We start from the raw sequence: 25,737 nt of genomic DNA on the forward strand, positions 1-25,737 counted from the left end.
CGGACACTGTCAATGCTCTCCTTTGCGACCTCACGGGATGCGATGTCCGTATATATGGGCACTATTCCTGCGAGGAAGTCGTGCGGCGCCGCCATTCGTCCACCGGAATGCGATGGTCCGTCAAGGAAACGTATGCCACCGTGCGCCGGAGGCCGGACGTGCGCCCCGGGCGCCCGTCGGCCGCCTCCGGACAACGGTTGACCGCCCCCCTGAGGCCGCCTACTTTCGGCTTGAGGCCCAATCCACGAGGGCGGGGCCCGCTGTGGTTCTTGGGGGCGCAGGTGCACTGGTATGTGGATGTGCTCAAGAAATACGCGATGTTCAGCGGGCGGGCGCACCGCCAGGAATTCTGGATGTTCACCCTGGTCAGCTTTGTGATCAGTATCGTGCTGGCCGTCGTCGACGCCGCGCTCGGCACGAGCCCTGTCCTCGGAGCGCTGTACAGCCTCGCCGTTCTCCTCCCCAGCCTCGCCGTCGGCGTCCGCCGCCTGCACGACACCGACCGGACGGGCTGGTGGCTGCTCATCGCCCTGATCCCGATCGTGGGCGCGATCGTCCTGCTGGTCTTCTGGGCCAGTGCGGGCAAAATGCACGACAACGCCTACGGTCCGAACCCACAGGAGGTGCCGGCCCACTGACCTCGCGCACGTTGTGGCGGGCGTCGACACGGTCGTGACCGTGGCCTTCGGCTCGGGTGTCCGAGCGGGACTAGCATGGTCGACGTTCAATGGCTGTCGTCCCGTGGTCCGCTGCGCGGGGAGGCCGGCGGCCCGATCGTGGGGAGGCGCCCGTGAGCACGGAACAAGAGTGGGACATCGTATCGGGGATCGGCATCACGGCCCTGGCGGTGGCGGTCGGCAGAGCCGTCGAGACCGTGCGGCCCGACGCCCTGGCGAGGGACCCGTACGCTGCCCGTTTCCTCGAGGAGGCCCGGCCTCCGGCGCCGCTGCCGACCACCGTGGCCGAGGCGTTGGCCATGGAGGGGCAGCCGGACTGGTCGGCCATAGCCGGCTACCTGGCCGTGCGCACCCGTGCCTTCGACGACTTCTTCCAGCGGGCCGTCGACGCCGGCGTCACGCAGATCGTGCTGCTGGCGTCGGGTCTCGACACCCGGCCGTTCCGGCTGCCCTGGCCGGAGAACACCGTCGCTTACGAGATCGACCAGCCGCAGGTACTGGACTTCAAAATGCGCGTCCTGCGGAAGTACGGCGCCACCACCGCGTGCGACCACCGGCCGGTGCCCGTGGATCTGCGGCACGACTGGGCGGCGGCACTGGAGAAGGCGGGCTTCGACCGTTCGCGCCCGACCGCCTGGCTCGCGGAGGGCCTCCTGCCCTACCTCCCGCCCAAGGCCGAGGACGACCTGTTCCACGAGATCCACCGGCTCTCCGCCCCCGGCAGCCGGCTGGCGGTGGAGTACATCGGCGACGTGCAGGAGGTCCTGGATTCCTACGCGGCCGGGCACCACGCCCAGCCCCCGGACGCCGACATCAGCAGTGTGCTCCACACCGACCGGCGGCCCGCGCCGGGAGCGCGCCTGTCCGCCCTGGGCTGGGAGACACGGGGCGTGCCGGCCGTGGAGGCCGCCGAGGGCTACGGACGCCCGCTGGACCCCGCTTCCTCCATGACCGGTGCCGCGTACGCCTTCGCTCGCCGGCCGTGATTCCGAGGAACGCCCGCCGGGCTGCCACCGCGTGATGCGGTGTCAGCCCGGCGGGCGTGACCTGCAGTCCGTCAGATGCGCGAGTCCTCAACGGCGGGGACCCAGCGGCCGCCGCTCCCGTTGCCGGTGAGCGAGTTGCGCGGAGCGGGGGAGGCGGGTGTCTTGCCGCAGAACGCGGGCTCCAGCGTATTCGTCAACCCCTGCGTGATGGAACCGTTGTTGGACGCGTTGGCGAAGACGATGACCGTGCGCTTGCCGTCCGGGCTGGAGAACGACTGCGTCTGGTAGCCCTGGACGATCCCGCCGTGGCCGAGCACCTTGCCGCAGGACAGGGCGATCTCCCGCACGCCCAGCCCGTAGCCGACCTTCGCCGTGCTCGTGGGGAGCACGCTCGTCATCTGCCGCAGCGACTCGTCGGAGACCAGCCCGCCGCGGCTCCCGGCCATCAGCGCGGTCAGGAAGTGGTCGAGGTCGTGGGCGGAGGAGACGACGCCCCCCGCGCTCCAGATCCAGGACGCGGTCTGCTCGGTCGAGTTCAGCAGCGGCTTGCTGCGGTCGTCATTGGTCAGATAGCCGGTCACATGCTGGCCGGCGATGCCCTTCTCGGGCACGGTGAAAGAGGTCTGACGCAGCTTCAGCGGCTCGAATATCTGCTCGCGCAGCAGGTCGGCGTACGGGCGTCCGGTGAGGCGCTCGGCGGCCAGACCCATCAGCACGTAATCGGTGTTCGAGTACGAGTACGCGGCCCCCGGGGTGTACTGCAGGCCGTGCTTCACCGACATGGCCACGAGATCCTTGGGCTCGTAGACATTGTTGCGGATGCGCTTCTCGAAGGCGGCGGTGGTCTCCTCACCGCTCTGCTCGAGGAGGTCGTTGGTGTAGTCGTACACCCCGGCGCGGTGCTCCATCACCTGACGCCCGGTCATCTGCCAGCTCTCCGGGAGCGTCCCCTGCGGCAGGTAGTCGCGCAGGGGCTTGTCCAGGTCGATGCGGCCCTGCTCGACGAGGCGCATCACGAGGACCGAGGTGAACATCTTGGTGTTGCTGCCCACCCGGAACCGCCAGTCGGCGTTCATGGGCGTGCCGTCGAGGTCGGCCTTGCCGACGGCCAACGACCGGTCCAGCTCGGGGTTGCCGTGATCCCGGATCACCGCGAACGCGCCCGGAGCCCCCGAGTCCACGACGCGCTGCAGCGCGGCCCGCACCCCGGATATGTCGGGCGTGCCCGGGGCCTGCTCGGCGGACGCGCCCGCCGCGCTCCCGGCCACCAGCACCACGGTGGTCGCGAGCGTGGCCACCGAACGCGCGAGCCTGATTCCTGCCATAAGAGAGATACCTCTGTTCCCCGGCGACTTGTGCGCAGCGCCGGTTGCGTAGCGTGCGTGCGACCAAGATCGTATAGGGGTGCCGGAGGCTCTTCTCCCGGCGGTCCCGCCGCCCTGCGGGACGGCCAGATGACCGCACTCCAGCAGTGCGCACAGCGGCAGGAGACCAGCGTGCACGACATCGTGCTGCGGGCGGTCGACGAGTATCTGGACGCGGCCCACCAGGCGTCGGTGCACCGGACGGCGCAGGAGCAGGCGGCCAAGTGGCGGCAACTCATGGACCGGCTCAAGTGATGACCTGTCTGACGCCCCGGGACGCCCTGACCATCGCCGGGTACGCCTGCGCCGACGACACCCCCGGCGTCCTCCGCGACACGGGACAACTGGAGTCCGCTGCCGGGTGCTTGTGGCGCCCGCAGCCAAGGTCACCGACCGGGAGGCGTCCTTGCGCCGGGTCGAGGGGCCATGGAGTCTGACGGGACGGGGCCATCGCACGAACCGTCGCCCGGTAGGCGCGTGGCCCGGCGTGAATGTCATGAAGGAGGTTTTCCGTGCCGCGTGCGTTCTCCGGTGTTCGTGTCCTTGACCTGACGCATGTCCTGGCCGGGCCTTTCGCCGCCTACCAGCTGGCGGTTCTCGGCGCGGACGTGATCAAGATCGAGCCGCCGGACCGGCCCGACTTCGTACGGGGCCGGGGGCCGGACCCGGGGCTCAACAAGCAGCTGCGCGGGGTCAACTACCAGGTTCAGGGAGGGAACAAGCGGGCGATGACGCTCGACCTCAAGACCGCCGGAGGCCGCGAGGTCTTCAGGTCCCTGGCCGGTACGGCGGATGTGGTCATCGAGAACTACCGCGCCGGCGCGCTGGCCCGGCTCGGCGTGGGGTACGAGGAACTGTCGGCGGTCAATCCCGGGCTCGTGTACTGCTCGATGACGGGCTACGGGCAAAGAGGCCCCCGGGCCGAGGTGAACGCCTACGACAACGTGGTCCAAGCAGCCTCCGGAGTCATCTCGCAATGCGACGGCCACAAGCCCAACCTGGCCTTCATCGACTACGGCAGCGGATACAACGCCGCCTTCGCGATAGCAGCCGCCCTCTACGCCCGCTCCCGCGACGGCCGGGGGCAACACATCGACTGCGCCATGTTCGACACGGCCTTGATGCTGATGGCTCCGGCGGTGTCCGCGCAGCTCCATCCCGGCGAACGGGAGGAGCCCGTCCAGGAGAGCGGACTCGGCGCGTACGAGACGTCTGACGGTGTGTTCGTCCTGGGAACACCGACACCGGACCAGAACCGACGCCTATGGGCAGCGCTCGCCGCTGACGGGCACCCGCATCCTCAGTTCGAGGCACTGGGCTCCATGGACGAACTCCTGGAGCACAGCGGGGCGATGAGGGAAGCGCTGCGCGAGGTCTTCCGCACGCGCAGCGCGGCCCGGTGGGAGGAATGGATCCACCGCCATGGACTTCCCGGCGAACGGGTCCGCACCCTCGCGGAGGCGGTCGACGAGGAGCAGCTGAAGCACAGGACGTTCCTCCAGCCGGCGCGGGACGGCGACCCGGCGGTGCCGGTCGCGGCCTTCGGCTTCGCTCACGACGGACCGAGCCGGGACCGGCCCGCTCCCGGGTTCGGTGAGCACACCGTCGAGATCCTGGAGGAAATGGGCCTCTCCACAGAGGACATCGACCGTTTGCGGGCCGAGGGCGTCATATGAATCGACCTCTGCCCCACCGCCCCGCCCAGCGGCGTCAGAGCCACCCGAGCCGAGCGGCCTTGAGGCCGGCCTCGAAGCGGCTGCGGGCACCCAGGCGCTCCATGATCGAGGCCATCATCCGGCGGGCCGTGCGCGGTGAGACGTGGAGCTGGCCGGCGGCGGACTCGTCAGTGTGGCCCTGTGCCATGAAGGAGAGAAGGGCGCGCTCCGGTTCGGCCAAGGGCTCGCCCAGGAGCTGCCGCCCGGCGTCCAGCGGGGTGGACAGTGACCAGGTCTGCTCGAACAGGGCGACCAGCAGGGCCACCAGGCCCGGATCGGACAGGCACAGCGCTCCCTTGCGGGTGTCGGTCGCGTCGATGGGCACCAGGGCGACGGCGCGATCGGCCAGGATCATCCGCGGCGGGAGGCCGGCCGTGGTGCGGAACTCGCCACCCCGGTCGCTCAGTCGGCGCGCGTACTCCCGGGTCGCGGCGTCCTCGCGCATCCTGTGCGGCCCGATCGTGCGGATGGTGACGCCGCGCTCCAGGGCGCGGGCGTCGTTGCGCCGGGCGGCGTCGAGGGCGGCCGCCGACTGGGGGCCGTCGGGCATGAACGTCAGGGCTTCGCGGACGGTGTCGCGGGCCAGTTCCTGGAGCCGGCGCTGGACCGCGTCCATGCCCTCCAGGCGCTCGACGCCCCCGCCCTCGGAGGGCCGGGGCCCGGTCCCCGCGAGCATGCGGATGAACGAGCCGTGGCTGTCGGCGATCTGACGCTGACGCTCTATCAGCTCGTCGTGCTGACGGGCCAGCAACTGCTGGAATCCCATGGCCGGTTCCACCGCGAAGAAGCGGCCGGGCGCCTCGAAGGACTCCTGGATCAGCCGCAGCTCGAACAGTTTGTCCAGGCAGGCGCGTACCCGGTCGGGGCAGGTCGCCAGGCGGGCGGCGATCTCGTCGACCCCCCGCCCGGGAGACTCCAGCATCTCCCGGTAGACCTCCTCGTCCGCCGCCTCCAGGCCGAGTGTCGTGAACATACTTTCCCCTTTCGAGGTGGCCAGTTCCTCGTGCGGGACAGTCTGCGGGGTCGCGGTCAACATCGGGTCAACGTGCGTCGATCCATGGCAGGCAGGGGCCGACGGGCAAACGGCGGGAGTGGTTCCGTGACCTCGGTGTCCTGTCACAAAGCGGCCTGGACGCTTCCGCCCCCGATGGAGCCGTTCCTTCCGGCAGTGCCGCTCAGCAAGATGGTGATCACCGGGACGGCACGGAAGAACAGGAACGGACCGTGGCCGCGAGCGGGCCCGGCCGGCGAACCGAGACCGATCAGAGAAGGCGTTCCCATGGCTGTGCCCACCCGCATCCCCCGTACCGCCCTCTCGGTCCCGCCCGCCCCGGCGGGTGCCACCGGCCCCCGGCCCCTCGGTGCCCCCGCCGACGACCGTGCACGGACCGCCCCCGTGCCGGATCTCCCGCCCACCGCCGGCGACACCCTGGTCGCCCGCGCGGCTCCGGCCGGCTTCATCTGGGACTGACGTGCCACGCGATGCAACTGACCGTCATCACCCTGACCGCCGCCGAGGACCGAGCCCGCCAGGTCCTTGACGGAGCACAGGTCGCCGCCGCGATGTGGGCCGCGGCCGACGCCGAGGACCGCCTCGAACACATCAGCACCAGATCGCTCCCCGGCCACTTCCGCCTGGGGATCTTCACCGCGGCGCTGCCGGAACACGCCGCCATGGCCGCCGCACTCGGCATCTGCCACCGCGCGCTGGCCACGTCCCCGCTGCTGCACGGCTGGAGCGTCGCCGCCGTCAGCGGCGGTCCGCGCCCACCGGACCGGACACCGGCCGAGCCCCGGGCGACCCCACCCCCTTCGACACCCGAAGGCCCCTGACCGGGGACCGGACGCACTGGTGACCGCAGTGCGCGTGGAGGCCGACCGACCGGGACGACCTTCGGCGCGGCGGCGAGGGCCCCGGCCACCTGCGGAGACAGCGTCAGTGGTGGGCGGAGTCCAGGACGGCCCTGAGCCAGTCCGGCTGTCCGATCGGGGCGCCGAGGCGTGCTGGGGGCAGCGCGAGAGTGTCGAGCAGGGCCGGCAGGTGGGTGTGGACGGCGGCGAGCGCGCGGGGACGGGCGCCGTGGACGAGCCGTCCCTCGTCAGGAGTCAGGTCGGCGTGCTCGAGGTGCCAGCCGAGATCCTCCTCGATGCTGTCCAGGCTCAGGAGATGGTGCAGCGCGGCCAGGGCAGGCTCGTCCGGGGAGCCCGCCAGGGCCTCGGCCTGGTGCTGGAACCGTTCGAGAACCACCCGCTTGGTATGGGCGACGGCAAGGTCGACCAGGCCGGGGAGCAGAGGGTTCCACACGGCGAACTCGTCGGACGCCTGAGGACGGAGGCCGTTGCCGCTGCCGGCGCCCGAGGCCTCGTCGAGCCGCCGTGTCAGATCCGTGTGGAGCCGGCTTTCGCGAAGGCGGGCGAGGCCGACGGCGGTGCGCGGGTCCGCCACGTCGAGGGGGCCGGCCGGTGGCTCCGCTGCCGGCGGCGGAGGTTCGGCCAGCAGCGACTTGCCGGCGTCGAGGTGGATGAGCAGGGTGTCGCCCGCGGCCGCGTGGAAGATCCGTGCGAGGTCCTCGTAGTCGGTGATGCGGTTCATGGACAACACGCCCTGCGCGCCGCAGCGTTGCCGGCACACGGCGGCGACCTGTTCCAGAGTGCCGGAGGTCCATGCCTTGGCCAGGGCGAGATCGCGGTGGGCCGCGCTCCAGGGTGCCCAGGTGGGCGGGGTGCCGCCGGCGGCCGGCGGCCCGCTGTGCACCCCTCGTACAAAGCGCTCGCGCTCCTCGTTGACCAGGAAGGTCGCGGCATAGGCACGGGCGAGGGCACTGTAGAGGGCCTCCTGCTGAGTGCGGTATTCCAGGACCGGCAGCCTGGGCGCGAGCCGTCCCATGGTGGTGCGCCCGCGGGAGTAGCGCAGTGCGATGGCGACGGCGGCCCGGGCGGCCGCGGCCTGGCCGGCGGCCGCGCCGACCGAGGCGTGGGCGGAGGCCGACAGGGAGCGGACCAACCGGTGGCCGCTGCCGTCGAGGGGGTCCTCGAAGCGTCCGTCGTCGGTGATGTCGGCGCTGTCGCGCAGCCAGCCGTCGTAAGGGACCGGGGTGCCGTCGAAGCTGATGACGGCGTAGTCGAGCGGGACGAGGGAAGTGGGCGGAAGCGGTGTGATGCGGACACCGGGCGCCGTGGTGGCGCCGTGCCGCAGGCGGACGGCGAACGGGAAGACGCCGTGCTCGTGGTCGTCGATGAGCAGTCTGGCGTAGACCACGACGATCCTGGACCGGCCGGGCGCGCCGCCCGGCGCCATGAACTTGGCCGCCTCGGGGCCGGGGGTGTGGAGGGTGAAGGTACGGTTCGCGTGGTGGTAGCGGGCTTCGGTCGCCGGACCGAGGTGGCTGCTGCCGTTGCCGAGTTCGGTGATGAGGATGCCGCCGACGGCGTCCATGGCGTCGAGGTCCTCGATGAGGGGCGCGAGGCCCCCGCCGGGCCGTCCGAGCTCGACCAGGGTGCAGGTGACGACGGAGAAGTGGACCAGAGCCGTGAGGAAGAGTCCGGGATCGACCGTCGCGGCCCATTCGAGGGCGGTGAGCAGACGGGATCGGTCGTGGTGCAGGGCGAGACTTCCGCCTGCGTCGAGCCCGAGGGCACGCAGCCTGCTGTACGTCCGCTCGTGCCGGGCGTCGGCCGGGCCGGTCGAGGGGCTGCGGTCGAAGCAGGGCCGGTCGAGCAGGCGGTCGAGACGGGCGAGATGACGCAGACGGTCGCCGTGCAGCAGGCGCCGCATCGAGGTCGGTCCGGACGGCCCCGGGGCGGGGTCCGTCACGGAGCGGCCTCCTGAGCCCCTGGTGAGACAAGAATCGGTGGGCCGGGCGGGACGGGATCGGCTGTACCGGTCTGCCCGGCGGGGTGCGCCGAGCGCTCCAGGGTGCGCATGGCCTGGGCGTGTTCGATCGCGAAGATGTGCGCGGGGTCGAAGGCGTGCAGGCGCACTCGGCAGCTGACGCAGACGCGGCCGCTCTGACGGATCGTCACCTCGGCTGTCAGTGGGACGCGATGGTCCTCGGGGGGTCCGGTCACCCGCAGGGTGCCGTCGAGTTCGGCGGGGAGCGGGAAGACGAACCTCTCGAAGTCCGTCTCCAGAGCGTGCATCACGGCATAGCGGTCACCCTGGCCGGGAGGGGGCGCGACGAGCTCCGCGACGGCCCAGGTGATGAGCTGTGTACATGCCTCGATCAGCAGCATGCCGGGGACGTGCTGCTGATCAGCCGTGTGGTCACGGATCATCTCGGTTTCGTTGGGAACGGTCAGGCGGGCGCCGAAACGGCCGTCGGCGGCCCGGGCGTCTCCGATGAGGACGTTGTCCTGGGCGTGTTTGAGCACGCGATGGCGCGGGACGGGTCTCGGGGGCCGGTGGGTGTCCGCGGGACGGGCGTCGGCCTCGGCCATGCTCTCGCACAGGTCGGCCCAGGTGTTCTCGTCGATGCCCAGGCCCGGCACCACGGTGGGCCGGATACCGGGCTCCGGGGTGTGCCGCGCGAGCCGGTCGCGCAGATCCCGTGCGGTGACGACCTGGGGGTGGACGGTGGCGCGGGAGAAGGATTCCCCTACCACCCACAGGATCCGAGGTGAGGTCACGGTGTTCTCCTGAAGCAGGCGCGAGGCCCACAGCGGTGGCTCGCGTACGGAAAGGGGAAGACGAACGATGGCCTTCTGGGCGGATCCACGCCGCTGAGCCCGGGCGCGGGCGGGCTAGGGGCCGTACGTGGCCGCGAGGAGCGGGCTGCGTGCGGGTTTCGTGGTGCCGCTCCACGTCAGGACCGTGCTGCCCCAGGTGAGTCCGGCGCCGAACCCGACCAGCAGCACCCGGTCACCCGTCTTGATCCGGCCCTCGGCCGCGGCGTGGGCGAGGCCGAACGGCAGTGATCCCGCACCGATGTTCCCCACCCGGTCCCCGATCACCACCAGTCGGTCGGGATCGATGCCCAAGGACTCGCCCACGCCGCGCAGCAGGACCGGGTTCGGCTGATGCATGACCACTACGTCCACTTCTCCCAGCGTCAGGTCCGCTTGTTCGAGGGCGGTCGCCACGGCCCTGGGAACGATGTCCACGATGAAGTCGCGGACCGCGTGCCCGTCCATGACGATGTGGTGCCCCCCGTCGGCGAGCGTGGCGTCCGAGGCCGGCCGCCGGCTGCCACCGGCCGGGATGAGGACGTCACCGGCCCGGCGCCCGTCGGAGCCGAGAGCGATGGCCCCGAAACCCTCGCCGACGGGTACGGGACCCATGACGGTGGCCGCCGCCCCATCGGCGAACAGCACGGCCGTGGGGCGGTCCGCGGCGTCGACGAACGGCGAGTAGACCTCGCAGCCCACGACCGCGGCGTACCGTGCGCCCGGGTCGCCCAGGAGCCAGTCGCGCGCGACGCGCGTGGCGAAGAGCCAGCCCGAGCAGGCCGCGGAGACGTCGAAGGCCACGGCGTTCCGCGCGCCCAGCGACGCCTGCACCCGACACGCCGTGGAGGGGCCCAGTTCGTCGGGCGTGGAGGTGGCCAGGACCAGCAGGTCCAGCTGCTCGGCGGCGATACCGGCACACTCGAGCGCCTCACGGACCGCTTCGGCGGCGAGGTCCGACGTCGCCTGGCCCGGCCCTGCGATGTGCCGCCGCCGCACGCCGGTGCGTTCGAGAATCCACTCCGGGCTGATCCCGGTGCGGGCTCCCACCTCGGCGTTCGTGCGGACCGTCGGTGGGAGGAACGCGCCCGTCCCCAGAATTCCGATGCGGTGTTCCATGTCTGACTCCCCTTCGGCAGCCTGCCACGAAGAGTCGATCAGCAGCACGCCGTGCTCGCCACCCGGCTCATGCCGGATGCGGCCATCCGGGGCGGGCGCCCGGGCCGGGCGGACCATCGTGCGGGGCCCGGCGGCGGGAGGGGAAGCCGCCGATGCGGCTTCCCCTCCTTCGGAGCCCTCGCGTTGCGAACGCGTGCGGCCGAACACAGCATGGCTAATTGTCGATAAAGAAATTTTTATGCTGAGAGGTCGATGTGAGCTCCGACGCCTCCGGCGGTGTCCACCGCTCCGTCATCGTCAGCCTTATCGGCACCACGTTGGTCTGGTACGACTTCTTCCTGTACGTCAGCGCCTCCGTGTTGGTCTTCAACCACCGGTTCTTCCCCTACCTGACGCCGTTCGCCGGCACGCTCATGTCCGTGGGGCTCTACGGGGTCGGCCTCGTGGCCCGTCCGGCCGGCGGCGTGCTCTGCGGCCACCTCGGCGACCGTCACGGCAGACGCCCGGCCCTGGTGGCCACCCTGGTGCTCACCGGCGCCTCCACCGGACTGATCGGCGTGCTGCCCGCGTACGACCGGATCGGGCTCGCCGCCCCGCTGCTGCTGGTGGCGCTGCGGTTGCTCCAGGGGCTCGGTCTCGGAGGCGCATGGGGAGCCGCGGCCGTCGTCTCGCTGGAATGCGTCCCACCGGAGCGCCGGGGGCGCATCTCCAGCTGGGCCCAGACCGGGGCGCCGGCAGGGAATCTGCTGGCCTTCGGCATGATGACGGCCGTATCGGCGTCGATGACGTCCGAACAGTTCGTGACCTGGGGCTGGCGGCTGCCGTTCCTGTTCTCGGCGGTGCTGGTGGCGGTGGGGCTGTGGGCCCGTATGCGCATCGAGGAGACCCCCGTCTTCCGGGCGCTGTCCGCGGCCGGCGCCCGCCGCGAGCGGCCGGTCGTCGAGCTGGTGAAGGACCACCGGGGCGGACTGCTGACCGCCGTGGCCGTGGCGGTGGGCGCGGACGTCGTGCTGTTCACGTTCTCGTTCGGCTACGTCCTCACCTTCCTCAACATCGCGGGAGTGCCCTTCACCGCCCTGTTGGCCCTCACGGTCCTCAGCCCGCTGGCTCTGATCGCGCTGATCCCGCTCTTCGGCCTCCTGTCCGACCGCTGCGGCCGACGGCGCGTCTGCCTGGCAGGCACGGTGGCCACAGCGGTGTGGGCCGCCGGGTTCCTTCCCCTGGTCCGCACTGCCTCACTGCCGGTCCTGGTGGTCGCGTACCTGCTCGCGCTGGCGGCCTTCGCGGCGATGTACGCACCTCAGGCGGCCATCGTCGCCGGGCTCTTCCCGAGCCACCTCAGGCTCAGCGGCACCACGACCGGATACCAGCTGGCCGGTCTCCTGGGGAGCACGCTCGCCGCCTTCCTGACCACCCGGGCAGCCGGCTGGTTCCACACCCCCGCCGCCGTCCCCGCCTATGCCCTCGCCGCCCTCCTGGTCAGCGGCGGGGCACTCCTGATCACCCGCCACGCCCCCGAAGGAGCAGACACATGAAACGTCCCTGGCGACTCCCGGTCGTTGTCGCGGTCGGCGCCCTCTTCACGGCACTCGCCCTCTACGACGTCTCGTCCGCGGGTGCACCCACCGTCATCACCTGCGACAACACATGGACGATGAACTTCACTCCGGCCCTGACCGTCGCGTCGCAGGACAAAGTGACGGCCAAGGTCAGCGATCCGAACGGCGCACTGCGCAAGTGCACCGGTGATGCCGCCATGACCATGGGCGACTTCGTGGCCGAAGGCATCGGCAACAGCGTGACCTGCGCCGCCGGCAGCTACGAGAACACATCCAGCGCGCTGCAACGTGTCACCTGGAACGCCCGGGACAACCAGCTCACCAGCACCTACACCTGGAACATGAGCCCCATCGGAGACCTGCTCAGCGCCCAGTCCCCCCTCAACGGCGGGATCACCGAGGGTCGGTACAAGGGCGCCACCTGGACCATGGCCATCGACCCGATCCGATCCAAGATCAGCCTCACCGACTGCGACAGCCCCACCGGACTGAAGTCCATCAGCGTCGCCGGCACCCTGGTCATCACCCCCGCCTCATGAGCCCGACCGTGGCGGAGCAGTGACTTGAGGGGTCGGGCTGCCGGCTGTCAGTCCTGCTGCCTCGGGTTGGTGAGGGCGTGAAGTGTGCCCGTGAGCTGGTCGGGGGTGAGGGGCGGGGCGGGCAGGGGGGCCGCGGCCTCGGCGCGCAGGCCGGCGAGGAGGAGGTGGAGATGGCGCGGCCAGGCGCCGGGGGCGGTGGCTTCGGAGGCGGGGACCACCCGTCCGAGGGCGGCGAGCAGGAAGAGCAGGTCCTCGACGGTGACGTCGGCTCGTACGGTGCCCTGTTTCTGGGCCCGGCCGATGAGCTGGGTCATGGTCTGGTGGTGGTGGGCCTTGAGGGCGTCGAGGGAGGGGATGTCGGGGATGCTGGTGGTCATGAGGTCGTTGGCGCCCCGGTCGGCGGCGAGACCTTCGAAGATGCCCTCGAGGTAGTGGACCAGGCCGTCCCAGGCGTCCTCGGCGCCGCGGGCGTTCTCACCGTGGCGGAGGGTGTCGTTGAGCGACTCGCCGAAGACCGCTTCGATGAGCGCTCCGCGGGTGGGGAAGCGGCGGTAGAGGGTGGCGTTGCCGACTCCGGCGCGGCGGGCGATGTCGTCGAGGGGGGCGTCCATGCCTTGTTCGGCGTAGATCTCGCGGGCGGCGGCGATGAGCAGTTCGCGGTTGCGCCGGGCGTCGCGCCGCAGCGGCGCGGGGCGGCTGTTCCCGGCCGGCGGCCCGCCTGACCCGCCGCTTCGCGCAGTGCTCACTGTCCCTCAACTCCCGTGCCGTGCGCCGATGCTGTCCCCGGTGCTGTTCTCGCTGTCGCGGGCAGCAGCCTAGCAAGAAAGCGTGGACTGCTCCCCGGTTCGTTGTTAGGGTCGGGACATCAAGTGGGGAGTGCTCCCCACTTGATGGGGCCATGGCCTGCCCATGGCCATGCCCTGACGACGAAAGGGACGACAGCCCGTGAGCACCATGCCCGCGTTCGAGACTCTTGCACCGGCCGGCACCGACTTCACCGCCGACCCCTATCCCGTCTACGCCCATCTGCGGGAGCAGGGCCCGGTCCACCGGGTGCCCACTGGAGGCTCCGACGACATCTGGGTGATCCTGGGACACGAGGAGGTACGGGCCGCGCTCACCGATGTGCGGCTGAGCAACGACGTCCGCAACTCCTCCCGCTGGGTGGACGACGGTGGTTATGCCATCGGCCGCAACATGCTCCAGACCGACGCGCCCCAGCACACCCGCCTGCGCAGGATGGTCGCGGGGGCGTTCACCGCCCGCCGGATCGAGTCGCTGCGGCCGCGTATCCAGCAGCTGACCGACGAACTCCTCGACAAGATCGCCCCGTTGACCGGTGCCGATCTCGTCGCCGCTCTCGCGCGGCCGCTGCCCATCGCGGTGATCTGCGAGCTCCTGGGTGTGCCGGCCGAGGACCAGGAGCCCTTCCGCGTCTGGTCCGACGCGATGGTCTTCCAGCCCACCCCCGAGGCCGCGGCCGCCGCGGCCATGTCGATGACCGAGTACCTGAGCGGGCTGCTCCAGGCCAAGGACCGCTCCCCGGGTGACGACCTGCTCAGCGCGCTGGTCCGCGCCCGCGACACCGACGGTGACCGCCTGGGTCCGGAGGAGCTCCTCGGTATGGCGTTCGTGCTCCTCGTCGCGGGGCACGAGACCACCGTCAACCTCCTGTCCAACGGCACGTACGCCCTGCTGACCCACCCCGAGCAGCTCGCCGCGCTGCGCGCCGACCGGTCCCTGCTCGAGGGCGCGATCGAGGAGATGCTGCGGTACGAGGGCCCGGTGACCTCCTCGGCCTACCGCTGGGCCACCGAGGACGTGGAGACCGGCGGTGTGACCATCCCGGCCGGCGAGGCGGTCCTGATCATTCTGGGCTCGGCCTCCCGGGACTCCGGCCGCTTCCCCGACCCGGACCGCTTCGACATCCGCCGCCCCCGCACGGGCACCGGCGGCGCCGGGCACCTCGCCTTCGGCCACGGCATCCACCACTGCCTGGGCGCCCCGCTCGCCCGGCTCGAGGCCGCGGTCGCCTTCACCGCACTGCTCGACCGCTTCCCCGACCTCGCCCTCGCGACCGCCCCCGCGAAGGCGCCCTGGCGCCCGGGCCTGATCCGGGGCCTGTCGGAACTGCCGGTCCGTTACACCCCGCGCCCCTGAGGGCCATCAGCCGGAACGGCCTCACCGCAGGCTCCCGCTGACCGCGGCGGAGCGCGATGGCACGGTCCCGCTCCCAAGGGGGCGCGCCGGGGTCCAGGTACGGGGGTCCTGGACCCCGGCGATCCGGTCTGCTGCCGCCCGCCATCGATCCGGCGATCCAGTTCGCCGTCAACCGGCAGTGCCGGCACCTGCTTTCCCCAGTGCGAGCCCGAGCCGCTTCGTCGGCTCGGGCTCGCACTCGTAAGCGTTTGTCCCCGTTCAGCGATCTTTGTCCATCCTTCAGGTCCCTGTGTTGCGTAATCATGCTGCCGGTTTTGCCTTTCTCGGTGGAAAAGCAGGGCGCAAGATTTCTGTCACGGGCCACTGCAAGTCGGCTGGACACCAAGCGGGGGACAAGAACATGAAGAAGAAGACCGCATTCCACAAAATTTTCGGCGCGCTTGCCGCGACGGTACTGGCGGTTCTCGCCGTTTCCGTGAGCAGCGGATCCCAGTCGCCGCAGGGAAAGGCCGACGTGCCCACCACCCACGTCCCCTCCCTGCCCGGCGACTCGCAATGGGGATGATCGCATTCCGGTCGGCCGGTTCCCTATGAAATCCGTTCCAGCAACAGGAGACGCATGTCCGCGCTACCGCTTTCCCCCGCTCCGCTGTCCGTCTTCGGCGGGATGCGTTCGAAGCTGACAGAGCTCAAAGAGTCGGGGCTGTACCGGGAATTCACCCCGTGCTCGTATCTGGCCGAGGAGCCCGGGACGGCGCTCCACCAGGGGCGGCGCATCCAGGTGTGGTGCACCAACGACTACCTCGGGATGAGCCAGAACCCGCAGGTCATGGAGGCGCAGATCGCCTCCACGCTGCGGCACGGCACGGGTAACGGAGGGTCCCGCAACATCGCGGGCACCAGCGAGGCGCACGTGGCGCTGGAGACCCGGCTGGCCGCCTGGCACCGCAAGCCGCGCGCCCTGGTCTTCACCAGTGGATACGTCGCCAACTTCGAGACGCTGACCACGCTGCTCCAGGCCGTGCCCGACATGGTGGTCTTCTCCGACGCGCTCAACCACCGTTCGCTGATCGAGGGCATCCGGGCGACCAAAAACCGGAAGCATATATTCCCGCACAGCGATGTGGCCGCGCTGGAGGAATTGCTGTCCCAGTACGAGACCGATCGCCCCAAGCTCATTGTCTTCGAGTCCGTCTACTCGATGGACGGAGACATCGCGCCAATTGGCGCGATCTGTGACCTGGCGGACCGGTACAACGCCATGACGTACCTGGACGAGACGCACGCGATCGGGGTGAACGGTCCCACCGGCGCGGGGATATGCGAGCAGCTCGGCGAGGAGCGGGCCACCTTTGTGCAAGGTGTCTTCGGAAAAGCGGTGGGAACGACCGGCGGATACGTCGCGGGGCCCGACGAAGTCCTCGACTACGTGCGCTCGCACGCCCCCGGGTTCATCTTCACGACGACGATCCCGCGGTCGAGCCTGGACGCCACCCGGCGAAGCCTCGACATCGTCCAGAGCGGGGCGGGCGGCGAGCTCCGCCGGAAGCTGCGGGAGAACGCGCTGCGCATGCGCACGGCCCTGCGCGCCGCCGGCATCGACTTCATCGACGCCGAGAGCCACCTCGTCCCCGTACTGGTGCCCGGAGGCGAGCGGGTCAAGCGCGTCTCGCGACGCCTGCTCGACGAGTTCGACATCTACGTACAGCCCGTCAACTACCCGTCCGTGGCCAAGGGCGGCGAGCGGTTCCGCGTGACTGTCGCGCCGTTCCGCACCCAGGACCACATCGACGCTTTCGTCCGCGCCCTGCGCATCTGCCTCGACAACGCCTGACCCCCATCACTTCAAGGAGACAGTTCCGTGCAGATCAAGGACATCACCCCGTTCATCGGCGCCGAGATGACCGGAGTCGATTACGAGGACCTCCAGCGCCCCGAGGTCTTCCGGCAGCTGGCCGAGCTGGTGCACCGGCGCGAGCTGGCCGTGGTCCGGGGCCTGGACATCACCCCGCGGCAGCAGATCGAGCTGGCCTCCCGGCTCGGCAGACCCGTGCCCTTCCTGATGGCCAAGTACCGCCACCCCGAGCACGAGGAGATCATGATCTCCTCGAACGCCATGAAGGCGAACCGCCCGGTCGGAGTCGCCCGCGTCGGCAACTTCTGGCACCAGGACTCCTCGTACGTGAAGGACCCGGCACCGTACACGATGCTGCACGGGATCGACGTGCCCAGCACCAGCGGCCACACCCTCTACGCCAGCGCGCTCGATGTGTACGACCGGCTGCCGCAGGAGTGGAAGGAAAAGATCGCCGGCCGGACGGCCCTGCACACCGTCAGCAAGCGCCAGCGCATCTCGCCCGAGCACGTCGGCCTGTCCATCGCCGAGCTCAAGGCCCTGGTCGAGCTCGAGTACCCGATGACCGAGCACCCGCTGGTACGGCAGGACCCGACCAGCGGCCGGTCCTACCTGTACGGCGCGCCGGAGTACATGGACTCGGTGGTGGGCTTCGACGCCAACGAGAACGCCGAGTTCTTCGCACTGATCGACCGTCTGATCCAGGACCCGGACCGCGTCTACACCCACCGCTGGACGACCAACGACCTGGTGGTGTGGAAGACCGCCACGACCTACCACGCGGCGACGGCGATCGAGCCGGGCGTCACGCGGACCGTGCACCGGGTGAGCATCGAAGAGGACGGCCAGTGGCCGGCATAGTCGACCTCGACATCCGCTTCCCCTCCGCGACGGCCGACATCCGGGCCATGCACAAGACCTCGGGTGTGGCCGTCGCGGACCTGGCCCGGATCACGCACTGCGAGAGTTTTCCGGTGCTGGCCGAGGGGGAGCAGGCCTGGGAGCTGGCGCTCGACGCGGCCCGGTCGGTCCTCCGCAGGACGGGCGTGGAAACCTCCCGCATCCGGCAGGTCGTCTACGCCGGTTCCGGCGAGTGGGACCGCCCGTTCTGGTCCCCTGCCGCGAAGGTGGCCGACGGACTCGGCATCTCAGGGGCCCACTGCTTCGAGGTGACGAACTTCTGCAATGCCGGTATGACCGCGCTCCGGCTGCTGTCCGCGGCCGGAGCGCTGGAGGACGACACGTACGCACTGGTCCTCGTCGGCGACCGGCTGAGTCGGATGGTGGACTACAGTGACCCGGATTCCAAGGCCCTGTTCAACTTCGGCGATGCTGCTGCGGCGGTACTGCTGGCAGGCGGTGACGGCCGTTTCCGGATCCTCCGCTCGGCCATGCGCACCGACGGCGGCTGGGCCGACTACTACGCGGGCGAGCGGACGGACGGCCGGGTCCTCATCCGGCGCGGGGCACACCGCAAGGGTCTCGCGGACGCCTACGTACGTCACTTCACCTCGCTGGTCGACGAGACGCTGGAGGCCCTGGGCCGCGAGCGCCACGAGATCGACCACTTCCTGATCAACCACGGCGACCGGGACATGCACCACCGGCTGCTCGACACACTGGGCATCCCCGTCGAGCGCAGCGTCTTCAACTACGACCGGCTGGCTCACATGGGCGGTGCGGACACCCTCATCGCGCTCGCCGACCTGGAACGCGCCGACCGCCTGCGCCGCGGTGACCTGATCATGCTCGCCACCAGCGCCATGGGCTTCAGCTGGGGCATAACGACTTTGGAGTACCTCGGATGAAGATCCTCGTCATTCACCAGGTGCCGTACCGGAAGATCGCCTACGACCGGGGCATCGACCACGAGCGGCACCAGGTGACGTACATCGGCCACCCGCACCGGATGGCCGACCTCCCTCCCGGCCTGCGGTGCGAGCGGATCGTCCTCGACGCGGAAGAGGACCTGGTCGCCGGCGTCCGCGCCCGCACATCGCCGGACGACGGCTACGAGAAGGTGCTCGCACTCTCCGAGTTCGGGCTCGTGGAGGCCTGCCACGTGCGCCGCCACCTCGGCATCGACGGCCCCGGGCTCGCTCAGGTCGAGCGGGTACGGGACAAGGTGCGGATGAAGGAGGCCCTGAACGGTTCCGGGCTGCGCCACCCGAGGTTCGTCCCCGGGCCGGTGGCGGGCCGGCCGCTCCCGTGGGCAGGCCGTACGGTCCTCAAACCGCGACAGGGCGCGTCCAGCGAGGACGTCACCATCCACGAGACGGCCGACGACGCGCTGAACGCGTACCACAACCTCGCGGACGCCTCGGACTACCAGCTGGAAGAGCACATCGAAGGCGACATCCTGCACGCCGACGGGCTGGTGGCAGCCGGACGCATCGTCGACCTCGCGGTCAGCCGGTACGTCAACAAGCCGGTCGAGTACGCGAACGGGCTCCCGCTCGGTTCGCACCAGGAGCCCGTCAGCCCGGCCCAACAGACCCTCGCCGAGCAGGTGGTGGAGGTGCTCGGCATCACCGAAGGCAGCATCCACCTCGAGTTCTTCGAGACGGCCGAGGGCGAGCTCGTCTTCCTGGAGGTGGCCAACCGGGTCGGCGGCGCAGGCATCGTCCCGATGCACGAGCGGCACACCGGGGTACACCTGCCCTCGCACGAGATCGCCGTCCGCCTGGGCCTGGAACGCCCCCCGGTACAGCCGCCCAGCGGGCGCTACCACGGCTGGCTCGCCTTCCCCGGCCACCACCTGCCGCCCGGCAGCGTGCGGCGGACCGACCTGCCCGCATGGGTGGGCGCGCACCCCTGCGTCGACCGCATCCACGTCCTCGCACCGGACCAGGAGACACCCCGGCACATCACCTACCAGGAATGGGAGGTGCCGGTCTTCATCGAGGCATCCCACACCGACGCGAAGGCGCTGCGCCACTTCCTGGAGACCTGCGCCCGGGTGGTGTCCGTGACGACACCGCACGCGGCCGGCGCGGACATCGAGGAGGCGGCGTGAGCGGCGGGATCCGTACGGCACGGGCCGTCCAGCAGACGCGGCGCCCCCGGGGCATGCCGGTGCCCCAGGATTTCGCCGAGGTCGAGCTGGCCCTGCCGCCGCTGGCGGCGGGCAGCGCACTGGTCGAGAACCTGTGGCTGTCGGTCGACCCGTACATGCGCGAGTGCATGGACACCGAGTGGGAGCTGAACACCCCGCTCGAAGGCCGCTCCATCGGCCGCGTCATCGACTCCCGCAGCGCTGAACTGCCGGTCGGCACCCTGGTGTTCCACCGGGACGGCTGGCGCACGCACACGGTCCTGACCGCCGCCGACGCCAGGGTGCTGCCGCGGTACGAGGGCATCGCGACCGAGTCGTTCCTCGGCCTGCTCGGCGGTACGGGCCTGACGGCGTACGTGGCCCTGACCCGCGTCGCCCGGCTGCGCGAGGGCGAGACGGTCTTCGTCTCCGCGGCCGCCGGGGGAGTGGGCACGGCCGCCGGACAACTGGCCCGGCTGCTGGGGGCCGCACGTGTCATCGGCAGCACCGGATCACCGGAGAAAGTCCGGCGGCTCACGGAGGAGCTCGGCTTCGACACCGCCTTCGACTACCGCGCGGGGCCCTCCGTCGACGCCCAGCTGGCCGCCGCGGCACCGGACGGCATCGACGTCTGCCTGGACAACGTCGGCGGCGCGCACCTGGAAGCGGCGATCGGCGCGATGCGCGAGTTCGGGCGCATCGCCTGGTGCGGCGCGATCGCGCAGTACAACACGGGCTCCGCACCGGCGGCACCCCGCAATCTGTTCGACCTGGTGGAGAAGAGCGTCCGCCTGGAGGGCTTCCTCGTCGCCAACCACCGCGATGCCCAGGAGGAGTGGGAGACCTTCGCCGTACCGCACCTGCGCGCCGGCCGGATCACCGACCGGCTCAGTGTGTCCGAAGGCTTCGAACGGACCGTCGACGCGTTCCTGGGGATGCTGCGCGGCGAGAACACGGGGAAATCGGTCGTGCGGCTGAGCCCGGCCGGCCGGGAGGACGCCGCCGAGGAAGCAGGAGGAGCACCATGCCGCCCATTCACGCAGGACTCCACATCAGCTGCGTCGGGCTCGGTGCCTCCCGCCGCGTCTGCGCCATCTGGCGGGTGAGCGGACCCGCCGATCCGCAGCGGCCGTGCGAGTTCCCCGGCGCTCTGCTCCTGCCCCGCCGTGGGGCGGAGCAGGACTGGGCGGTGGAAATGGCACTGGCCGCACTGGACAAGCACGCCATCGGTGAGCGACCTGCCTGCACGGACCTCGTCACCACCGCCGACGGCATCCGGATCACCTCGCAGCGCCCCGGGCTCTGCAGCTCCGAGCTGCAGGAGCTGTCCCGTACCGCTCTCGGCGCGAGCCACGGGGACTGGGACCGGCTGTTCCGCGAGGACCCGGCCGCCTTCCTGGCCGCGACCGCCGGCGGGTACGTGCTGCACAAGCAGGCCGCGGTGCTGGTCACCCGGGGCCCGGACGGCCGGCTCGGCCGCTCGCGGGTGGTGCACGCGCGGCAGGACAAGGTCCTGCGCGACTACACCGCGGGCCTCCTCCGCACAGCGGCACTCGCCGCGAAGCCCGAGACCGAAAAACCCTCGCCCGTCACACCTTAGGAGACCTCGATGCGCTTCCCCGCGGAGCTGCAAGAGCTTCAGCCGCAGCCCGGACCGAGTTCGTGGGACGCGCGCTTTTCCGACAGCGCACGGTGCATGGTGCCCTCCGAGGTCCGCTCCCTGTTCAGCGCCGCCGCCAGCCCCGGAATCGTGTCGCTGGCCGGCGGCATGCCGGACGTCGGCGCCCTCCCGATGGACACGATGGCCTCGATCCTGGCCGACGTCGTGCGCGAGAACGGTACTACAGCCCTCCAGTACGGGACGGCACAGGGCGACCCCGGACTGCGGCAACGGATCTGCGAAGTCATGGCACTGGAGGGCATCACCGCCCGGCCGGACGACGTCATGGTCACCGTGGGCTCCCAGCAGGCACTGGACCTGGTGGCACGCGTCCTCCTCGATCCGGGGGACACCGTGGTCGCCGAAGGCCCGACCTACGTCACCGCACTCGGCACCTTCGCGGCGGCCCGGGCCAGGGTCGTCCAGATCGGCATGGACCGGGCCGGGACCGTCCCGGAAGAACTGGCCGCGGTCTTCGCCCGGCTGGCGGCGGAGGGCCGCCCGGCGAAGCTCTTCTACACCGTCCCCACCTTCCAGAACCCGACGGGCATCCGCCTCGCGGCGGGCCGGCGGCAGCAGATCCTCGACGTCTGCCGGGCGGCCGATGTGCTCGTCGTGGAGGACAACCCCTACGGCCTGCTCCACTACGACGGGACACCCTCCCGCGCCCTGCGCGCCGACGCCCCCGACCGGGTCGTGTACCTGGGCTCCTTCTCCAAGACGCTCGCCCCCGGACTCCGGGTCGGCTGGGTCCACGCGCCCACCGAGCTGACCCGGAAGCTGGTGCTCGCCGCCGAATCCGCCATGCTCTCCCACTCCGCCCTCACCCAGCTGACGGTGGACCGCTATCTGCGCACGGAACCGTGGCAGGAGCGACTCGGCACGTTCCGCACCCGCTACCGGGACCGGCGCGACGCCATGCTGCGCGCGCTGACCGCGTACATGCCCGCGGGAACCTCGTGGACCATCCCCGACGGCGGCTTCTTCATCTGGGTGACGCTCCCGGACGGCACCGACTCGCGCGAACTGCTGCCCCGGGCCCTGTCCGCCGGGGTCGCCTTCGTGCCCGGCACCGCCTTCTACGCGGACGGCCGGGGCGCCCGCCATGTCCGGCTCTCCTTCTCCTACCCCGCGCCGGCCGATGTCGACGAGGGAATACGCCGCCTGGCCTCCGTACTCGGAGAGCAGCCGTGAACCGAGCAGCAGGGAGCGCCGAAGCGCACCCGACCGCACTACATCGCACCGAACCGACAGCGGAGGACACGCTGATGAGGACCTACCCCACCGACCTGCTGCTGGCGGTCGAGCACGTCGAGCACTCCCTGCGGAACGGTGACCTCGCCCCGCTGCGCGACGCGCTGGCGCGGGAAGGCGTGACGGACCCCCTGCGACGCTTCGACTGCGAGCAGCTCTTCGAGGGCCTGGACCGCCTTCTGGGCGGCGTCAGCCAGTACCCGTGGCAGCCACTGACCGACACGGACGACGTCCTGGAGACACGGCCGGTGGGCGCCGTCCTCCTCGACGACGAGCGCGCCGAGGCGACCCTGCGCGGACTGCTGCTCGCCTGGGCCCTGGGCAACCCCGTGACCGTACGCTCGACCCGGCCGCAGCTGTGGACCGCGGTCATGGAAGCGCTGCGCGACGCCGGCGTCCCGCTTCCGGACGGCCACGTCGTCGCACCCGGGACCGACGTGACCGGCGTGAGGGTGGACGTCCCCGAGCTGCCCGCCGACGCGGCGGTGGCACTGGACTGCCAGGCGCCCTGGGTCCACCGGCTGCTGGACCGCCGTCACCTGCCGGGCACATCGCTCGCCCGGGTACGCGGCGACGACACCCTGGAGCGGGACAGCCGGCTGACCGCCAGACTCCGCTATCTCGTCGCCCGCGCCCGGCGCGCGCCCTACTACGCGGACCTCCCCCGCATCACGTCGGCGGCCGGCCTCACCGGTCTGCCCATCCTGGAGAAGCAGGCACTGGAGGCGAACTCACTGCCGGCAAGCCGCAACCTGTGCAGCGGCGCCGCACCCAGCGGCGAGGTCCTGCGCTCCGGCGCGACCAGTGGCGATCCACGCTACATCGTCTACTCGCGCACCGACTGGGAGAACATGGTCCGCGAGGCCGTACCCATGCTGTACGCCCTCGGCGTCGCCCCGGGGGACCGCATCGTCAACACACTGTTCGGCGGCGGCATGTACGGCGGACTGACGACGACCTTCAGCGAGTTCTCCCGGATGCCCGTGGAGTGCTACTCGACCGGCCAGTTCGTGACCGTCGACGACCTGCTGATGCTCACGAAGAACTTCCGCGCCAACGTGATCCTCGGCATGCCCGCCCTGATCCTGCCGCTGCTGCGCGACGCCAAGAAGCGCTTCCCCGAGCTGCGCATCGAGAAAGTCCTCTACGGCGGCACCCCGATGACCGAGAACGACAAGCGCTGGCTGCGGGAGGAACTGGGAACGCAGATGGTCTCCAGCATCCTGGCCGCCAACGATGGCGCCCAGCTCGGCTACCAGTGCCACGCCCTCGGCGGCACTCTGCACCACGTCAACGACGACTACACCCTCATCGAAGTGGTGGACGAGAACGGCACCCCGGTCCCCGAGGGCACCACCGGCGAGCTGCTCATCACCAGCATGCAGAAGTTCGAGGGCGCGCTGATCCGCTACCGCATCGGCGACATGGGCCGGATCTTCGAGCACACCTGCCCGTGCGGGCTGTCCGGCAGAGTGCTGGAGTACCTGGGGCGCTCGGACGGGCTGATCCGCTTCAAGGGCGAGACGGTCCTCTACGGGGACGTCTTCGCCGTCCTCGCCGACCTCCACGTCTCCCAGCTCCAGATCGAGGTCTTCACCGAAGGCAGCAAGGAGATCCTGGTCATCCGCACGGAGGCCCCCACCCCGCCGGACCCCGGCCGCATGCGTGAGCTGCTGGTCTCGAAGTTCGATGTCCTGGGCGACTACCAGGACTTCGACTCCACGCTCGACGTGTTCGAGCTCAGGGTCGAGTCCCTCGCCGAGGGCGAGCTGCCCCGCAACCAGGTCAGCGGCAAGGTCAAGACAGTTATCGACCGCCGGCTGGAGGTGTCGGCGTGAAGCTCCGCGACGACCGCGTCGCACGCACCATGCTGGGCGCGATCGCCGCATCCAGCGTCGGCGTCGGCATCCACACCCTGGCGATGGGGCAGCTGCTGTACAGCCGGACGGGGTCACCCGCGGCCTTCGCCCTCGTCCTCACCCTGCAGGGAATCGCCGCCTTCTGCGTACTGCCGGTGTGCGGACCGCTGGTGGACGCCCTCAGCTCCAAGTGGGTGTACGCGCTGTGCGGCCTGGGACGGGCCGTCACCGTCCTGGGGATCGTCGCGATCGCGGCCACGCCCGGCCAGGGCGCCGTGCCCTCCATCATGGCGGCGGCCGTACTGCTGGCAGTCTTCGACAACGCCGAGAGATCGGCACTGTTCAAGCTGACCGCCCATCACGTGAACGAGGCGCACGTCGCCCGGTTCAACAGCATGATCGGCGTCGCGTTCCAGGCCGGGGCGCTCAGCGGAATGGCCCTGCTCGGGCTCATCCTGACGTGGGGCAGCCCCGGGCAGGCACTGCTGGTCGATGTCGCGATGTCACTGTGCTGCGCGCTCACGGTGAGCCGGGTGCGCCTCACCGCCGACGAGAACAACCCGGCCTTCTCCGCCCGCATGGTGTGCACGGCGGTCGCGGCGACAGTCGGCGAATGGCGGCGCATGCTGGTCCGGTACAGGGACGACAAGGTGGTCTTCGTCATGATCGCCCTGTGCGCCGGGGACTTCGTCTTCGCCAATGGGCTCAGCACCCTGGTCGTCCCGCTGGCCGGAGTGTCCGCGGGCGGCCAGGGCTGGTACATCGCCGCCCTGGAAGCCACCTTCGCCGTCGGCATGATCAGCGCGTCCTTCTTCACCAGCAGACTGGTCTCCCAGCGCCTGCTTCCCCTGTGGCTGCTCTGCCAGGCCGCCGGTGCGGGGCTGCTGGCACTGGGCACGTCGAGCGCGGTGCACTTCGTCGCCTTCTTCATCTCAGGCTTCGCCAACCTCAACAGCCTCACCTGGCTTCTGACGTCGCTCCAACAGCGCGCCGACGAAGGCGACAAGGGCAAGATGGCCTCGCTGCGGCTGCTCGCCATCGGACTGGGCACGGCGGTGCTGCTGCCGGTGGTGGGACGCTCCGCCGAGGTCTCGCTGGACACCGGGTTCGGCAGCCTCGCGATCGCGATGGCGACGTTCGCGCTGATCGGCACGTGGGTGGCGCGGACCTACGCGCTCCGGCCCACCGGGGCGGCGGCCGGGGCCGGGACGGCCGAGGACGAGGTCCGGCCGGCCGTACCGACCGGGTCCGGCTGACCTCCCCTGCCGTGACGGTGATCACCCCCGTCGTCCAT

General features: G+C 70.7%; 25 protein-coding genes. 19 read left to right on the plus strand and 6 right to left on the minus strand.

Annotated elements, in window-relative coordinates; translation table 11 throughout:
• Positions 1-281 precede the first annotated feature (281 nt).
• Both DXZ73_RS36585 and DXZ73_RS36590 read left to right on the plus strand, forming a co-directional pair.
• On the plus strand, positions 282-638 hold the full coding sequence (locus DXZ73_RS36585) for a DUF805 domain-containing protein (protein WP_116215238.1): 357 nt from the start codon (positions 282-284) through the stop codon (positions 636-638).
• Between the two features lie 152 nt (positions 639-790).
• Positions 791-1,663 (plus strand): SAM-dependent methyltransferase, encoded by an 873-nt coding sequence (locus DXZ73_RS36590; protein WP_116215240.1) that lies wholly within the window; start codon positions 791-793, stop codon positions 1,661-1,663.
• A 71-nt stretch (positions 1,664-1,734) separates the two neighbouring features.
• Here DXZ73_RS36590 and DXZ73_RS36595 read toward each other — a convergent pair whose 3' ends face one another.
• Positions 1,735-2,988, minus strand: a complete 1,254-nt coding sequence (locus DXZ73_RS36595) for a serine hydrolase domain-containing protein (RefSeq protein ID WP_116215242.1) — start codon at positions 2,986-2,988, stop codon at positions 1,735-1,737.
• Positions 2,989-3,117: 129 nt separating this feature from the next.
• Here DXZ73_RS36595 and DXZ73_RS36600 point away from each other — a divergent pair, with 129 nt between their 5' ends.
• Together DXZ73_RS36600 and DXZ73_RS36605 are read left to right on the plus strand one after the other, a co-directional pair.
• Complete coding sequence (locus DXZ73_RS36600) at positions 3,118-3,282, plus strand: CopG family transcriptional regulator (RefSeq protein WP_116215243.1); 165 nt, start codon at positions 3,118-3,120, stop codon at positions 3,280-3,282.
• A 257-nt stretch (positions 3,283-3,539) separates the two neighbouring features.
• The gene (locus DXZ73_RS36605) at positions 3,540-4,703 is read left to right on the plus strand and encodes a CaiB/BaiF CoA transferase family protein (protein ID WP_116215245.1); all 1,164 of its coding nucleotides are present in this window, start codon (positions 3,540-3,542) and stop codon (positions 4,701-4,703) included.
• A gap of 34 nt (positions 4,704-4,737) precedes the next feature.
• On the opposite strand, the gene DXZ73_RS36610 is transcribed toward DXZ73_RS36605, so the two are convergent.
• Entirely contained in the window at positions 4,738-5,715 is a 978-nt protein-coding gene (locus DXZ73_RS36610; RefSeq protein ID WP_116215246.1) for a helix-turn-helix transcriptional regulator, read from the minus strand.
• Positions 5,716-6,021: 306 nt separating this feature from the next.
• Between DXZ73_RS36610 and DXZ73_RS36615 the strand changes: the two genes are divergently transcribed.
• Both DXZ73_RS36615 and DXZ73_RS36620 read left to right on the plus strand, forming a co-directional pair.
• Positions 6,022-6,213 (plus strand): hypothetical protein, encoded by a 192-nt coding sequence (locus DXZ73_RS36615; RefSeq protein WP_116215248.1) that lies wholly within the window; start codon positions 6,022-6,024, stop codon positions 6,211-6,213.
• Positions 6,214-6,224: 11 nt separating this feature from the next.
• Positions 6,225-6,575 (plus strand): hypothetical protein, encoded by a 351-nt coding sequence (locus DXZ73_RS36620; protein WP_116215249.1) that lies wholly within the window; start codon positions 6,225-6,227, stop codon positions 6,573-6,575.
• Positions 6,576-6,678: 103 nt separating this feature from the next.
• On the opposite strand, the gene DXZ73_RS36625 is transcribed toward DXZ73_RS36620, so the two are convergent.
• The 3 genes from DXZ73_RS36625 to DXZ73_RS36635 all read right to left on the minus strand — a co-directional run bounded on the left by DXZ73_RS36625 (position 6,679) and on the right by DXZ73_RS36635 (position 10,523).
• The gene (locus DXZ73_RS36625) at positions 6,679-8,556 is read right to left on the minus strand and encodes an acyl-CoA dehydrogenase (RefSeq protein ID WP_116215251.1); all 1,878 of its coding nucleotides are present in this window, start codon (positions 8,554-8,556) and stop codon (positions 6,679-6,681) included.
• Complete coding sequence (locus DXZ73_RS36630; RefSeq protein WP_116215252.1) at positions 8,553-9,368, minus strand: AfsA-related hotdog domain-containing protein; 816 nt, start codon at positions 9,366-9,368, stop codon at positions 8,553-8,555. The genes DXZ73_RS36625 and DXZ73_RS36630 overlap by 4 nt, the downstream gene beginning before the upstream one ends.
• Before the next feature lie 114 nt (positions 9,369-9,482).
• Positions 9,483-10,523 carry a 3-oxoacyl-ACP synthase III family protein gene (locus tag DXZ73_RS36635; protein WP_116215253.1) on the minus strand — a complete coding sequence of 347 codons (1,041 nt, stop codon included), beginning with the start codon at positions 10,521-10,523 and terminating at the stop codon, positions 9,483-9,485.
• A gap of 254 nt (positions 10,524-10,777) precedes the next feature.
• Between DXZ73_RS36635 and DXZ73_RS36640 the strand changes: the two genes are divergently transcribed.
• Together DXZ73_RS36640 and DXZ73_RS36645 are read left to right on the plus strand one after the other, a co-directional pair.
• Positions 10,778-12,058, plus strand: a complete 1,281-nt coding sequence (locus DXZ73_RS36640) for an MFS transporter (RefSeq protein ID WP_116215255.1) — start codon at positions 10,778-10,780, stop codon at positions 12,056-12,058.
• A complete protein-coding gene (locus DXZ73_RS36645; protein WP_116215256.1) occupies positions 12,055-12,621 on the plus strand; it encodes a hypothetical protein in 567 nt (188 codons plus the stop codon). The genes DXZ73_RS36640 and DXZ73_RS36645 overlap by 4 nt, the downstream gene beginning before the upstream one ends.
• A 47-nt stretch (positions 12,622-12,668) precedes the next feature.
• On the opposite strand, the gene DXZ73_RS36650 is transcribed toward DXZ73_RS36645, so the two are convergent.
• Positions 12,669-13,367 carry a TetR/AcrR family transcriptional regulator gene (locus DXZ73_RS36650; protein ID WP_240351654.1) on the minus strand — a complete coding sequence of 233 codons (699 nt, stop codon included), beginning with the start codon at positions 13,365-13,367 and terminating at the stop codon, positions 12,669-12,671.
• 208 nt (positions 13,368-13,575) lie between these two features.
• On the opposite strand from DXZ73_RS36650, the gene DXZ73_RS36655 reads away from it, so the two are divergent.
• The 11 genes from DXZ73_RS36655 to DXZ73_RS36700 all read left to right on the plus strand — a co-directional run bounded on the left by DXZ73_RS36655 (position 13,576) and on the right by DXZ73_RS36700 (position 25,699).
• The gene (locus DXZ73_RS36655) at positions 13,576-14,781 is read left to right on the plus strand and encodes a cytochrome P450 family protein (protein WP_116216121.1); all 1,206 of its coding nucleotides are present in this window, start codon (positions 13,576-13,578) and stop codon (positions 14,779-14,781) included.
• A 400-nt stretch (positions 14,782-15,181) separates the two neighbouring features.
• Complete coding sequence (locus DXZ73_RS38570) at positions 15,182-15,346, plus strand: hypothetical protein (RefSeq protein ID WP_162890473.1); 165 nt, start codon at positions 15,182-15,184, stop codon at positions 15,344-15,346.
• A 54-nt stretch (positions 15,347-15,400) separates the two neighbouring features.
• Positions 15,401-16,615 carry a 5-aminolevulinate synthase gene (gene hemA, locus DXZ73_RS36660; RefSeq protein WP_116215258.1) on the plus strand — a complete coding sequence of 405 codons (1,215 nt, stop codon included), beginning with the start codon at positions 15,401-15,403 and terminating at the stop codon, positions 16,613-16,615.
• A gap of 27 nt (positions 16,616-16,642) precedes the next feature.
• Positions 16,643-17,497, plus strand: a complete 855-nt coding sequence (locus DXZ73_RS36665; protein ID WP_240351655.1) for a TauD/TfdA dioxygenase family protein — start codon at positions 16,643-16,645, stop codon at positions 17,495-17,497.
• A complete protein-coding gene (locus tag DXZ73_RS36670; RefSeq protein ID WP_116215260.1) occupies positions 17,485-18,444 on the plus strand; it encodes a 3-oxoacyl-ACP synthase III family protein in 960 nt (319 codons plus the stop codon). Before DXZ73_RS36665 ends, DXZ73_RS36670 begins: the two co-directional genes overlap by 13 nt.
• Complete coding sequence (locus DXZ73_RS36675) at positions 18,441-19,652, plus strand: ATP-grasp domain-containing protein (RefSeq protein WP_116215262.1); 1,212 nt, start codon at positions 18,441-18,443, stop codon at positions 19,650-19,652. The genes DXZ73_RS36670 and DXZ73_RS36675 overlap by 4 nt, the downstream gene beginning before the upstream one ends.
• Positions 19,649-20,776, plus strand: coding sequence for an MDR family NADP-dependent oxidoreductase (locus tag DXZ73_RS36680; protein ID WP_205519408.1), 1,128 nt, complete (start codon positions 19,649-19,651; stop codon positions 20,774-20,776). The genes DXZ73_RS36675 and DXZ73_RS36680 overlap by 4 nt, the downstream gene beginning before the upstream one ends.
• Positions 20,773-21,270 carry a hypothetical protein gene (locus DXZ73_RS36685; RefSeq protein ID WP_240351656.1) on the plus strand — a complete coding sequence of 166 codons (498 nt, stop codon included), beginning with the start codon at positions 20,773-20,775 and terminating at the stop codon, positions 21,268-21,270. The genes DXZ73_RS36680 and DXZ73_RS36685 overlap by 4 nt, the downstream gene beginning before the upstream one ends.
• Before the next feature lie 96 nt (positions 21,271-21,366).
• A complete protein-coding gene (locus tag DXZ73_RS36690; protein WP_116216123.1) occupies positions 21,367-22,524 on the plus strand; it encodes a PLP-dependent aminotransferase family protein in 1,158 nt (385 codons plus the stop codon).
• Positions 22,525-22,598: 74 nt separating this feature from the next.
• Complete coding sequence (locus DXZ73_RS36695; protein WP_240351657.1) at positions 22,599-24,422, plus strand: phenylacetate--CoA ligase family protein; 1,824 nt, start codon at positions 22,599-22,601, stop codon at positions 24,420-24,422.
• Positions 24,419-25,699, plus strand: a complete 1,281-nt coding sequence (locus DXZ73_RS36700) for an MFS transporter (RefSeq protein ID WP_116215265.1) — start codon at positions 24,419-24,421, stop codon at positions 25,697-25,699. Before DXZ73_RS36695 ends, DXZ73_RS36700 begins: the two co-directional genes overlap by 4 nt.
• Positions 25,700-25,737 lie beyond the last annotated feature (38 nt).

The sequence above is a fragment of the Streptoverticillium olivoreticuli subsp. olivoreticuli genome (genome assembly GCF_003391135.1).
Classification (GTDB): Bacteria; Actinomycetota; Actinomycetes; order Streptomycetales; family Streptomycetaceae; genus Streptomyces; species Streptomyces blastmyceticus.

Excerpts from the sequence above, each read along its gene's own strand:
- DXZ73_RS36600 (WP_116215243.1), top strand. The coding sequence starts at position 3,118 with ATGACCGCACTCCAGCAGTGCGCACAGCGGCAGGAGACCAGCGTGCAC.
- DXZ73_RS36690 (WP_116216123.1), top strand. The coding sequence starts at position 21,367 with ATGGTGCCCTCCGAGGTCCGCTCCCTGTTCAGCGCCGCCGCCAGCCCC.
- DXZ73_RS36695 (WP_240351657.1), top strand. The coding sequence starts at position 22,599 with ATGAGGACCTACCCCACCGACCTGCTGCTGGCGGTCGAGCACGTCGAG.
- DXZ73_RS36655 (WP_116216121.1), top strand. The coding sequence starts at position 13,576 with ATGCCCGCGTTCGAGACTCTTGCACCGGCCGGCACCGACTTCACCGCC.
- DXZ73_RS36610 (WP_116215246.1), bottom strand. The coding sequence starts at position 5,715 with ATGTTCACGACACTCGGCCTGGAGGCGGCGGACGAGGAGGTCTACCGG.
- DXZ73_RS38570 (WP_162890473.1), top strand. The coding sequence starts at position 15,182 with ATGAAGAAGAAGACCGCATTCCACAAAATTTTCGGCGCGCTTGCCGCG.
- DXZ73_RS36595 (WP_116215242.1), bottom strand. The coding sequence starts at position 2,988 with ATGGCAGGAATCAGGCTCGCGCGTTCGGTGGCCACGCTCGCGACCACC.
- DXZ73_RS36635 (WP_116215253.1), bottom strand. The coding sequence starts at position 10,523 with ATGGAACACCGCATCGGAATTCTGGGGACGGGCGCGTTCCTCCCACCG.
- DXZ73_RS36675 (WP_116215262.1), top strand. The coding sequence starts at position 18,441 with ATGAAGATCCTCGTCATTCACCAGGTGCCGTACCGGAAGATCGCCTAC.
- hemA (WP_116215258.1), top strand. The coding sequence starts at position 15,401 with ATGTCCGCGCTACCGCTTTCCCCCGCTCCGCTGTCCGTCTTCGGCGGG.
- DXZ73_RS36645 (WP_116215256.1), top strand. The coding sequence starts at position 12,055 with ATGAAACGTCCCTGGCGACTCCCGGTCGTTGTCGCGGTCGGCGCCCTC.
- DXZ73_RS36615 (WP_116215248.1), top strand. The coding sequence starts at position 6,022 with ATGGCTGTGCCCACCCGCATCCCCCGTACCGCCCTCTCGGTCCCGCCC.
- DXZ73_RS36620 (WP_116215249.1), top strand. The coding sequence starts at position 6,225 with ATGCAACTGACCGTCATCACCCTGACCGCCGCCGAGGACCGAGCCCGC.